The sequence below is a fragment of the Microvirga sp. genome (genome assembly GCF_014699075.1).
Lineage (GTDB): Bacteria > Pseudomonadota > Alphaproteobacteria > Rhizobiales > Beijerinckiaceae > Microvirga.
On record NZ_JACXAB010000097.1, the window covers coordinates 1 to 11,690 of the forward strand.

General features: G+C 62.5%; 11 protein-coding genes. 6 read left to right on the top strand and 5 right to left on the bottom strand.

Annotated elements, in window-relative coordinates:
• Positions 1 to 116: 116 nt before the first annotated feature.
• On the bottom strand, positions 117 to 2,288 hold the full coding sequence (locus tag IC232_RS31755) for an esterase-like activity of phytase family protein (RefSeq protein ID WP_190848943.1): 2,172 nt from the start codon (positions 2,286 to 2,288) through the stop codon (positions 117 to 119).
• A gap of 194 nt (positions 2,289 to 2,482) precedes the next feature.
• Here IC232_RS31755 and IC232_RS31760 point away from each other — a divergent pair, with 194 nt between their 5' ends.
• Positions 2,483 to 3,487, top strand: coding sequence for a DUF808 domain-containing protein (locus IC232_RS31760; protein ID WP_190848944.1), 1,005 nt, complete (start codon positions 2,483 to 2,485; stop codon positions 3,485 to 3,487).
• Between the two features lie 49 nt (positions 3,488 to 3,536).
• Entirely contained in the window at positions 3,537 to 6,245 is a 2,709-nt protein-coding gene (uvrB, locus tag IC232_RS31765; protein WP_190848945.1) for an excinuclease ABC subunit UvrB, read from the top strand.
• A gap of 54 nt (positions 6,246 to 6,299) precedes the next feature.
• Here uvrB and IC232_RS31770 read toward each other — a convergent pair whose 3' ends face one another.
• The 3 genes from IC232_RS31770 to IC232_RS31780 form a co-directional block, all read right to left on the bottom strand.
• A complete protein-coding gene (locus IC232_RS31770; RefSeq protein ID WP_190848946.1) occupies positions 6,300 to 6,488 on the bottom strand; it encodes a hypothetical protein in 189 nt (62 codons plus the stop codon).
• Positions 6,489 to 6,627: 139 nt separating this feature from the next.
• On the bottom strand, positions 6,628 to 6,912 hold the full coding sequence (locus IC232_RS31775; RefSeq protein ID WP_190848947.1) for a hypothetical protein: 285 nt from the start codon (positions 6,910 to 6,912) through the stop codon (positions 6,628 to 6,630).
• 75 nt (positions 6,913 to 6,987) lie between these two features.
• Entirely contained in the window at positions 6,988 to 7,800 is an 813-nt protein-coding gene (locus IC232_RS31780) for a nickel-binding protein (RefSeq protein WP_190848948.1), read from the bottom strand.
• Between the two features lie 205 nt (positions 7,801 to 8,005).
• Between IC232_RS31780 and IC232_RS31785 the strand changes: the two genes are divergently transcribed.
• Entirely contained in the window at positions 8,006 to 8,398 is a 393-nt protein-coding gene (locus tag IC232_RS31785) for an ArsR/SmtB family transcription factor (protein ID WP_190848949.1), read from the top strand.
• Positions 8,391 to 8,939: an SRPBCC family protein gene (locus tag IC232_RS31790; RefSeq protein WP_190848950.1), complete on the top strand. Its 549-nt coding sequence runs from the start codon at positions 8,391 to 8,393 to the stop codon at positions 8,937 to 8,939. Before IC232_RS31785 ends, IC232_RS31790 begins: the two co-directional genes overlap by 8 nt.
• A gap of 219 nt (positions 8,940 to 9,158) precedes the next feature.
• Here the strand turns inward: IC232_RS31790 and IC232_RS31795 are convergent, their stop codons facing one another.
• Positions 9,159 to 9,920, bottom strand: a complete 762-nt coding sequence (locus IC232_RS31795; RefSeq protein WP_190848951.1) for a ZIP family metal transporter — start codon at positions 9,918 to 9,920, stop codon at positions 9,159 to 9,161.
• A gap of 257 nt (positions 9,921 to 10,177) precedes the next feature.
• On the opposite strand from IC232_RS31795, the gene IC232_RS31800 reads away from it, so the two are divergent.
• Together IC232_RS31800 and IC232_RS31805 are read left to right on the top strand one after the other, a co-directional pair.
• Positions 10,178 to 11,296, top strand: a complete 1,119-nt coding sequence (locus IC232_RS31800) for a hypothetical protein (RefSeq protein WP_190848952.1) — start codon at positions 10,178 to 10,180, stop codon at positions 11,294 to 11,296.
• Positions 11,296 to 11,690, top strand: a 395-nt coding sequence (locus IC232_RS31805; RefSeq protein WP_190848953.1) for a hypothetical protein, incomplete at its 3' end; no start/stop codon positions are given. The genes IC232_RS31800 and IC232_RS31805, both read left to right, overlap by 1 nt.

Below are 11,690 nucleotides of genomic sequence, written 5' to 3' on the forward strand. Positions count from 1 at the left end.
CGGAGGGTGACTTGGACATCACCATCCTGCCATGACCGCCCCGCTCAGGCGATTTGCAGAACCTTCACCACACTACTCTCGTCGAGCGGCCTTTTCATCCCCAAACAGTTTCAGATTCACAGCTTTCCGAGCTTCAGGAACTGCGTCTCGCCGGAAGAATCGTCCACGCCGTCGTTGTCGGTGACGATATAGGCATCGCCCGCGGCATCGATGGCGAAGCCTTCGACCTTGTCGAGCACATAGCCTTTCGTAGCCTTCAGGTCGGGCAGGAGATCGCGCACCAGTGTCTTCTGCACGAGCTGTACTTCGCCGCCGAGTGCGCGGGGCTTCATGTCGGCCATGGAGACCGCGTAGAGCTTCTTCACCTTCGCCTTCTCAGCGATCTGGTTGTCGCGCTCGATGATGATGACGCGATCCCCCGCAGCGGTGATTTCGGAAAGGCCGATCCAACCGGCCTCCGTGCTGTCGAGTGGATAACGCACGGCGCTCCAGCTCTTGTCCGAGGGCTTGTAAGCGAGGAGCTTCACGGCGTTCTTGCCGTCATCGGCCCATTCGCGCTGAACGGCGAGCCACACGGTCTCGTCGGCGCCGGAGCCGGTGACGGTCACGCCCTCGAAGCCGTAATTCTTCGCGCCCTTTTCGACCTCGGCCGGCACGGCGATCTCCTCCTGGATCGCGCCCTTGGCATCGACCTTGATGAGGCGGTTGGAGAGGCCCTTATCCGGGTTGCCCTCGGAGGCGAGCCAGAATCCGTCACCCGCCACAGCGATGCCCTCCAGGTCGAGCTTCTCGGCCGCTGCGCCGTTGCGCGTGACGAGCGCCTCACCGGTGATCGTCGCAGGCTTCTTGGTGGCGTCGATGGTGAGGATGCGCGGTGCGCCGCTGTAGACGCTGTCGGTGACAGCATAGAGCTTGCCGGCCTGTGTCTTGTCGGCCGCGAGGCCCGAGAGTGCACCCCAGGCAATCGGTTGGCCGTTGGTGTTCCTGGCTGAGCGGATCGTCGGATAGGCCGGAGCCGCACGCTCGGCGCGCTGGTAGATCGTCACATGAGGAGCAACGCCGCCCTCACCGTGCAGATCCGTCTCGCTCGTGGCGACGAACAGATTGCGGCCGGGGATCGCGAGCAGTCCCTCGGGACCGATGCCCGTGGGCAGAACCTGCACGAGTTCGGGTGCAGCACCCGTGTCGCGATAGACGGCCACCACTGAGCCACGCTCGGAGCCGACGAAGATCAGGTTGTCGCTCCCGAAGCGGCCGGTCTCGACGCCTTCGACCTCAGCGCCCTTCTTGTTGCGCTTGTCCGGATAATGGCCGAGCGCAACGATCTCGTGCTCGAGGCTTGCGCCAGCCTCGTACGCCACACTGCCGTCCCGAATGAAGATGGTAAAGCCGCGCGATCCGCCTTTCCAATCGCCTTCATTGGCGGTGACGAAGCGGTTGTTGTCGATCCAGTGCACGGCGTCCGGCTCGCGTGCCACCTTGTCCATGGAGCCGGAGAACTCGATCTTGCCGTCCTTCTGGGTATCGATAGCTTTCAAGTCCACGCTGCCTGCGGAGAAATGCGCCTCGACCTTGCCAGTCCTGCCGTCGGCAACCGCGATGTGGTTGTTCTCCTGCAGGGTCACGACGACCTTGCCCTCATCGGACACGTCGACATATTCCGGCTCCGGGTCATCGCCTGCCACGGAGGCTAGGCCGGTCAGGCTGACGGTCTTGATGCTCGCGCAATCGCTGTCGAGCGGGCCAACCATCAGCGAACCTGCGGGCAGCTGCGGAAGCGCGCCATCGTTCACTTTCTCGTCGCGCTCGTTTTCGATGGCGATGGCGAGAACGCCCGCATTGGCTGCAACCGAGTCCGGCTGGCCCGGGAGGGCGCATTCCGGGGCGATCGTTCGGTCAGCGAGATTGATCGTCACGAGCTTGCCGCTCGGCTTGGTGAAGCTCTCGGATGTGTTGACCACCACGTAAGCCTTCTGGCCCACGACCTTCACGGAAGTAGGCTCGCCGCTCAACGCAAGCGAGCCGCCGGCCTTGGGCTGCGCCGGGTCGGCAATGTCAATGAAGCCGAGCGCTTTACGAGGGCTGTCCGTATAAATCAGCAGCTTGCCGTCTTCGCTCGCCGTGATGATCTCGGCCACGGTCTCGGCCTTCGGGTCTCCATCCTTCGGGAGGTTCGCCGTGATGGGGAAGCTGGCGATGCGGTCGAAATACTCGGCTGCGGAGGCGCTGAGCGTGGTGCCGGAGAGGAGAGCGGCGGTAAGCGAGCCGACGATGAAGGAGCGATGCATGGAATCTCCGCAGAACGGTCAAGGTTAGCCGGATCCTCATGCGCCCGTCATATGACACGCCAATGACGGTAGGTGACCGTGCCAAGCGAGGCGGTATTGCACCCAACTTGCCCCTCGGGCGTTGTCGAGTCCTGAGGAGCAGTGTAGCTCATTGCTCGAACACTCACGCTTGACCATTTTCGACAGGAGCCCCCATGAGCATCGGGTTGATCGCCCTGCTGGACGATATCGCGGGCCTCGCGAAGGTTGCCGCCGCTTCGCTCGACGATGTCGGCCTGCAGGCCGCAAAGGCAGGCGCGAAGGCGGCCGGCGTGGTGATCGACGATGCGGCCGTGACGCCGCGCTACGTAGTGGGCTTTGCGGCGGCGCGCGAGTTGCCCATCGTCGGCCGGATCGCCTGGGGATCGCTCAAGAACAAGCTTCTCTATCTTCTGCCCGCGGCCCTCATCTTAAGCCTGTTTGCCCCCTGGGCCATCACGCCGCTGCTCATGATCGGCGGCGCCTATCTCTGCTACGAGGGCTCGGAGAAGGTGTTCGAAGCGCTGTTTCCCCACAAGGCGCACGAGCACGAGGCTGCCGTCAGCGAAGCCACGCAGACGGCGCAGAGCCTGGAGAACGAGAAGGTGAGCGGCGCGATCAAGACCGACTTCATCCTCTCGGCCGAAATCATGGCCATCACGCTGGCGAGCATCCCGGTGGGGTCGATCTGGATGCAGGCCGTGGTGCTGGCCGTCGTCGGCATCGGCATCACGATCGCGGTCTACGGCACCGTAGCCCTGATCGTGAAGGCCGACGACGCCGGCGTGGCCATGGCGGCCAGCAACCGACCCCGGGCCCTGGCTCCGCTGACGCAGGCCCTCGGCAGGGGTCTGGTAAAAGGCATGCCGATCCTTCTGAAACTCCTCAGCGTGGTGGGCACCGCCGCCATGATCTGGGTGGGCGGCGGCATCATCGTCCATGGGATGGAAGGCTACGGCTTCGCCGGACTGGGCCACGCGATTCACGACGTGGCGGTTGCGGCCGCCCATGCGGTGCCGGCGCTCGGCGGCTTCGTGGAATGGCTGGTCTCCGCGGCGGCCTCGGGCCTGTTCGGGCTCGTCCTGGGCGCACTCCTGATCCCGCTCATCCACTTCATCGCCGTGCCGCTGATCAAAGCCCTGCGGGGCACAAGCCGGAAGTCCGAGAAGCACACCGCCTGAGCGGGCTTCCGCTCTTCCATTCCCGGGCCGTTCGTACCATATTCGTTCTATGGCCAAATCACCCAAGAAGCCCAAGCTTTCCACCGGGAAAGCCTCCAAACCTGAGCTGAAGCCCCTGGCGCCTCACCTAGCCGATCTGCTCAATCCCGCGGTCAACCGGGAGCGTGAGGCGGCGGAGGGCTTTGCCGAGCGCGCGCAGGAAACCTTCATCCACGGCGACATCACGGATGTGGACCCGGCGCTGGCGAAGAAGCTTGGCCTGAAGGGTCCCGATGACGGGCCGGACGTGGCCGAGGAGCTGGGGGACCTCTCCTCCGGGTCCGGCTATTCCGCCACGGTCGATGCGCTCTCGCGGCTGCTCACCGAAGGCGATCCGCGCTTCAAGAACGGCACGCTCTGGGTGCCGCACCGTCCGCCCCGGCCCGAGAAGTCGGAAGGCGGCATTCCGTTCAAGATCAAGTCGGACTTCCAGCCCGCTGGCGACCAGCCGAACGCGATCCGTGAACTCGTCGACGGCGTGCGCCGGCAGGAGCGCGACCAGGTGCTGCTCGGCGTCACCGGTTCGGGCAAGACCTTCACCATGGCCAAGGTGATCGAGGAAACGCAGCGCCCTGCCCTCATCCTCGCGCCGAACAAGACCTTGGCCGCCCAGCTTTACGGCGAGTTCAAGTCGTTCTTCCCCGACAACGCGGTGGAATATTTCGTCTCGTACTACGACTACTACCAGCCCGAGGCCTATGTGCCGCGCTCGGACACCTTCATCGAGAAGGAATCGTCCATCAACGAGCAGATCGACCGCATGCGCCACTCGGCGACACGTGCGCTCCTGGAGCGCGACGACGTGATCATCGTGGCGTCCGTGTCGTGCATCTACGGTATCGGCTCGGTCGAGACCTATACGGCCATGACCTTCTCCGTGAAGGTGGGCGAGAAGATCGAGCAGCGCCAGCTCATCGCGGATCTCGTGGCCCTGCAGTACAAGCGCATCCAGAGCGACTTCGCCCGCGGCACCTTCCGCGTGCGCGGCGACGTGATCGAGCTGTTTCCGGCTCACTTGGAGGACCGCGCCTGGCGCATCGGGCTGTTCGGCGACGAGATCGAGAGCATCGTCGAGTTCGATCCGCTCACGGGCAAGAAGAGCAACGACCTACAATTCGTGAAGATCTACGCGAACTCGCACTACGTGACGCCGCGTCCCACGTTGCAGCAGGCCGTGAAGGGCATCGAGGCGGAACTGCAGCAGCGCCTGCAGGAACTCGCCCGCATGGGCCGCCTGCTGGAGGCGCAAAGGCTCGAGCAGCGCACGCAGTTCGACCTTGAGATGATCGAGGCCACCGGCGTGTGCAACGGCATCGAGAACTATTCGCGCTATCTCACCGGCCGCAAGCCCGGCGAGCCGCCGCCGACCCTGTTCGAATACCTGCCCGACAACGCGCTCGTGTTCACCGACGAGAGCCACGTGACCGTGCCGCAGATCGGCGGCATGTACCGCGGCGACTTCCGGCGCAAGGCGACGCTGGCCGAATACGGCTTCCGCCTGCCCTCCTGCCTCGACAACCGCCCGCTGCGGTTCGAGGAATGGGATGCCATGCGCCCGCAATCGGTGCACGTGTCGGCGACGCCGGCGAAGTGGGAGATGGAGCAGACCGGCGGTGTGTTCGTCGAGCAGGTCATCCGCCCCACCGGCCTCGTCGATCCCATCGTGGAGATCAGGCCTGCGCGCTCGCAGGTCGACGATCTCGTGCATGAGGTGAAGGAGCTGGCCGCCAACGGCTTCCGCACGCTGGTGACCACGCTCACCAAGCGCATGGCCGAGGACCTCACCGAGTACATGCACGAGAACGGCATCCGCGTGCGCTACATGCACTCGGACATCGACACGCTCGAGCGCATCGAGATCATTCGTGATCTCCGCTTGGGTGCCTTCGACGTGCTCATCGGCATCAACCTGCTGCGCGAGGGCCTCGACATTCCCGAATGCGCACTGGTGGCCATTCTCGATGCGGACAAGGAAGGCTTTCTGCGCTCAGAGACCTCGCTGGTGCAGACCATCGGCCGCGCGGCCCGTAACGTGGAAGGCAAGGCGATCCTCTACGCCGACAAGATCACCGGCTCCATGGAACGCGCGATTGCGGAGACCACCCGCCGCCGCGAGAAGCAGCTCGCCTACAACGCCGAGCACGGCATCACGCCGCAATCGGTGAAGCGCAACATCGCCGACATCCTCGACAGCGTTTATGAACGGGACCACGTGTCGGTCGATACGGGCATGGCCGGCCGCACCGTGGGCCACAACCTCAAGGCCGTCATCGCCGACATGGAAAAGCGCATGCGCGAGGCCGCGGCGAACCTGGAGTTCGAGGAGGCGGCGCGCCTGCGCGACGAGCTCAAGCGCCTGCAGGCCACCGAGCTTGCGATCAGCGACGATCCGATGGCGCGCCAATCCGACGTGGAGAGGGAAGCGGGCAAATATGGCGGCGCGCGCAAATACGGCCGCAGCGCCAACCTGCCGCCAAAAGGATTGCCGCCCTCAGGCGAGGGCGCCACGGCGGGAGACGAAGATTCGGATTCCTACGGTCCAACCGGCAAGGGCCGCTCGGACGAGGGCACCCGGGTGCGCAAGCCCGGCCTCGACGAGATGGGCCCGGGCACCGACCGCGAGGTCCCGTTGAACTTCCGCGAGCGTCCTGCCGGGCGCTCGACGCAAGGGTTTGCCGGGCAGAAGCCGAAATACAAAGGCGGACGAAAGGGGCGGTAAGCCGCCCCTTCTTATTTTAAGGCAGGAAGTGCGTGTCTCTGCGGGAAGCTCTTACTACGGAAGTTCGATTTTCAAGCTCAAGGAGCGAGCAGCGGCGACGCGCTCCATCTCTTCCCGGCTCAGCTGGACGAGCGTGAAGGTCGGGTCCTTCATCAGGCTTGCCGGATCGGGCTGAAAGTTCTGCGTGTCCTCAATCTCGACCGAAGCCGTGCCGGAGACTTGGTTCTGGTCCTCATTCATCATGGCGGCTCTCCCTCGACGGGCTCATGGCTGGCCCGATTTGTGACACGTTGTTACATATTCGTTTCGGGATCAACAAACCTGCCGTTGAATCGCCAAGCCCAGCACGGGAGATGCCCCCGGTCCATCCGGGCAGCCTGAATCATCCGGGCACCCGGTCGATAATCCCCATCACCACCGAGCCGATGCTGGCGAGGAGGATGGCCGCGGTGGCGGCGGCTTTGGGGAGGAGCAGGCCGGCCCGTCTGGCGTCCGTGTACCAGCCGCCGATGATCGTGCGCCATTGCCAGTAGAGCGAGAAGGTCCAGGCAGGCGGATAGGGCCGCCGCTCGCGCCGGCAGATGTCCCACACGATTTGGTCGTTCACGCGATAGAACGCCAGGGACGCCGCCCCGAACAGCACGAACCAGACCAGTCCTCTGACCATCCCGACGCTCCGGCTTTCGCCCGAACCATCATGATCAACGAGCCAAGCGCCGTCTTTATGGCGGCACCCCTGCCCCTACCGCCATGCCACCGCGTAGGCGTCCACTGGCCGCGCGAAACCTTTCAGGGTCTTCGGCCCGAGGCTCACGAGTCGGGTGCCGTCGGGGACGAGGCTGCCGAGGGCCTGTGAGACCACGATGGTGTCGGGTTCGGCGCTCTGGCACAGGCGCGCGGCCATCTGCACGGTGGCGCCGAACAGGTCGTTGTGGTCGGCCACCGGCTCGCCCGCATCGAGGCCGATGCGCACCTGCAGCTTCTCGCGGCTGGCAAGGTTGAAGGCCTCAAAGGCCAGCTGGATGGCACGGGCCGCCTCCACGGCCGCCGCCGCATCGTCGAAGGCGGCCATGATCCCGTCGCCCGTGTGCTTGACCTCGCGTCCCCCCTTGTTGTGCAGCGCCCGGCGAACCATGGCGTCGTGCGCCCGCACCATCTCGACGGCGCGCACGTCGCCGAGGCGCGCGGTCATGGCGGTGGAATCGACGATGTCGGTGAACATGATGGCGCGCAGGGCCGGATCGTGGCGGCCGTCGCAGCATTGCCCCACCGGCTCCGGATCGGAGATGCGACCGAGAAAAGCCTCGACGGCCGAGAGATCGACCTCGATCACGTCGCGGGCGATGTCCCCATGGGCCTCGTCGTGCACCCGCATGGCGGTGTCGATATCGGGCGCATCGATGAGGCAGAAGGCCGTGCCGCGGGTGTCGTCGAACCAGTAGGTCAGGAACCGCACCCCATAGCGCCCCTGCACCTCCAGGTCCTTGCGATGGGCCTCGGCGATATCAGCGGCGGTCAGGCCCTTCAGGTCGTGCCGGTCGAGGTAGATGGGCATCCTCGTCACCTCCGAAGCCCCTCGTCCAGTCTACACGGTTCAGCCGAAAGCCGGAAACTTCTGCCTCTCTCACGCCTGCCGCCCTTGTTGTCGGCGTGACGGGAATGGACCGTTCAGGCCAATACACTGACCGGCCAGAGCCTAAAGCACGAAACATTCAACCAATCGGTTGACAATTATTTTGAATGCGCTCATATTCAACCACATGGTTGAACAACACGCACCCCACCTCGACACTGTCTTCCACGCCTTGGGCGATGCCACACGCCGGCGGATGCTGCGGGACCTCGCCCAGGCCGAGCGCACCGTGAGCCAGCTGGCGGAGCCCTTTGCGATCTCCCTGGCGGCGGCCTCGAAGCACATCAAGGTGCTGGAGAATGCCGGGATGATCCGGCGCGAGGTGCGCGGGCGGACCCATCTGTGCCGCCTCGACCCCGGCCCGCTGGCGAGCGCCCATGAATGGCTCACCGCTTACGAACGCTTCTGGACCGATCGTCTGGATGCCCTCGACCGGCTCCTTCGCGAGGAGGATGCCCGCAACGCCCGGAACCCCCCAGAGAACCCCGCAAAGACCCCCAGAGGAGACAGCCATGAATGACCTCTCGCCCACGAAGCTTGCCCCCGACGCCTATGGCGTGCTGACCAGCCCCGACACGCTGACGATCCAGCGCCTTCTCCCCGGCCCGGTCGAGCGGGTGTGGGATTACCTCACGCAGAGCGAGCTGCGCCGCCAATGGCTGGCCGCCGGCGAGATGGCGCTCGCCGTCGGCGCGCCCTTCGAGTTCGTGTGGCGCAACGACGAGCTCACCACCCCACCCGGACCGCGCCCGGCCGGCTCGGCCGAGGAGCACCGGCTGGAATGCAGCATCACGGAGCTCGACCCGCCGAAGAAGCTCGCCATCACCTGGGGCTCCACCGGCGGCGTCACCTTCACGCTCGAGCCCATCGGCACCAAGACCCTGCTCACCCTGGTCCACCACCGGGTGCCCGAGCGCTCGACCCTGCTCAGCGTCAGCTCTGGCTGGCACACCCATCTCGACATCCTGGCCGCCCGCATGGCGGGCCAGGAACCGGCGGAGCCCTTCTGGGACCAGATCGCCCGCCTGAGGCCCGAATACGAGCAGCGCATTCCGGCCTGAACCCAGCGAATGTCATCCCGGATGGCATAAGCCGATCCGGGATCGGGTGCAGGATGTAGCTCAGAACTCCCTCTCCCTGAGGGAGAGGGCTGGGGTGAGGGGTTACAGGCTCATCCGGATAAGGCTGTAACCCCTCACCCGGACCTGCGGTCCGACCTCTCCCACTGGGAGAGGTATTCCAGCGCCTAAATCGGCAATCCGTCACCCAATCGCTCTCCCCTACGCCCCCACCACCCTTGAGAGCGTGAACGCCGCCAGGAAACCCGCAACGGTGATGAGGCCGGCATATTCGTGCGCGGTCTCGAAGGCTTCCGGCACCATGGTGTCGGCCAGCATGGCGAGGATCGCGCCCGCCGCCACCGCCGTCACGAACGCGATGGTCGCGGGGCCGGCCTCGGCGAACGCGCTGTTGCCGATGAGCGCCGCCACGCCGGACGCCAGCGCGATGCCGCCCCAGATGCCGAAGATATACGCCTTGGAGCGCCCGGCCCGGCGCATGCCGGCGGCGCTGGAGAGCCCCTCCGGCAGGTTGGAGAGAAACACCGCCGCCACCGTCACGAGGCTCACGCCCACGCCCTCCAGCAGGCTCACGCCGATCACGATGGATTCCGGAATCCCGTCGAGCAGTGCGCCGAGCGCAATCGCCAGCCCGCTCCCCGGCTCGTTCGACTGCCGCGCATCCTCCGCGGTGCCGGAGCGCTTGCGGTGCCGGGCGCCCCGGCGCGACACGAGCACGTTCGCCGCCGTGTAGACCACGGCGCCGGCGAGAAAGCCTGAGGCCGTGGAGGCGATGCCGCCCTGGCGATAGGCCTCGTCCATGAGGTCGAAGGAGAGCGCCGAGATCAGCACCCCGGCCCCGAACGCCATCACGCCCGCAATCACCCGCTGGGGCAGCTTGGCGAAAGTCCCGATGAGCGCCCCCAGCACGAGGGCCGACCCGCTGAGCAGGCCCCACAGGCCGGCCTGGATGACGAGAGGCATAAAAGGGTCTCCGCGCGGTGGGGAGAACGTGGTGGGAGGTGGTGGGGTTCGGCAGATGCAGAACCAAGTTACTGCCGAGTGCCACCTGTGCAGCGATACTTCCGAGGTCTGTACAACTGACGAGGATTTTCGGTCTTGGTCTAGCTTGCCAGTGCAGGCTGCACAATACTTGATATAAGATATAGTTGCAGCGAGTCTGCAACTTCTGGTACAAAGAGAGGAATAGCGAAAAATCCGAAGTTGGGGGGCAAAACTGCATGTTAGAAGTTGATATTCAAACGAAGATTGTCCCCGACAATCAGCGTATATGGGTCGTGTTCTCTGGAAGAAGAAGACAATACTACGAATTCTTCGCACTTCATAATATGATCTTCCTCGATTATGCCGGATTAAACATAAACGAGCAAGCCCTGTCTTCTAAGGGAATAACAAGACAACACATCAGAATGGCAATTTCTCTTCAAGAATACTATCGAAGTGATAGTTCAAGAGGTGTTCCTTCTTCAAATCCCAATTCATACGATGACAGCCCTTTTGAGGAACACTCGTCCCGTGTGATGGCAGCTAACGTGAAGAAGTTATATGGAGAAGCAAAAGTAGGTGATCTTATTATAGTCCCAGGAACAGCATTTCAGCCCGTGCTGTTCGGTGAAATCACAGAACCATTCAATCCTAATGCGACCGTCCACGCGCCAGGTAAAGACTATCTCTCAGTTCAATATAGACATGTTTCATGGTTGAGGACTGATGTTGCTCGGGTTGACATTCCATACGATCTCCAAAAGTACTTTCTTAAGCCACCAGCCATTTCCGAACTACCCAGGAACCCAATAAACAACAGAATTTACTCGTATGCATGTTCGTCTTATATTCTTCCCAATGTTTCTTTCGCCTTCCTTGCAGCACCAAACTATAGTGGCACAAACCCTCTAGAAACACTTGACGCCAATATCCTCATTACATACTTCGTAGCGGCATATTCAGCTATCGATAGAGGAGAGATCGAGAAGTTTTCTAATTTAGATCTTTATGATGCTATAACTGAGTACTATAATCACGAACTTGTCTCTTCATATGTTCAAGTATTCAGATCACCAGGATTCTTCAGCCTAACAGCGAAGGCCGCGCTGTTAGCAGCGTTCGTATCAGCGTGTACTACGCTTGCGATGACTAATATCTCTCCAGCGCAGCTTCAGCAGGGTATAACAATCTCAAATAGTGCAAGCCCTTCCCGAACTTCCGAGGAGACCATACTGCAGGAGCAGATTGATCTATTCATGAAGAGCATGAAAGAGCAGCAACTCAAGGAATTGAAGGAGCGTGGAAGAAAAGCGAAGTCGCAACTAGACTTACGGACACAAGCGAAAGTTAAGTGATGTATCGACTTGGCTCTTATCTCTGGAGAACTCTCCTTGACACGTCAACGCCGCTCTGGGTGACCTTCGCCGGCGTGCTTCTAAGCGCTTATGGCGCATATGAGATTGCTCCGGCTATCAACAACGAACTTGAAAAGCAAAAAATAAAAACGGAGTTTGTGATTCGAAACCTTGATAATCTGAACGGCAAAACTCAAGAACTATTATCAGAAATATCGATTGTAAATCGTAAGATTTTAGCTGGGGAAAAGAATTATGGAGAAAACATCGATAAAGCTACTAGGCTCTCCACAGAATTGCAGTGGAAAGCCATTGAGCTAGTGGATGAAATCATACAGAAGAGTCCGACTTCGGCTCATCTGGATGTCGCTCAGGCCAGCGGGCTAGGGTGTTC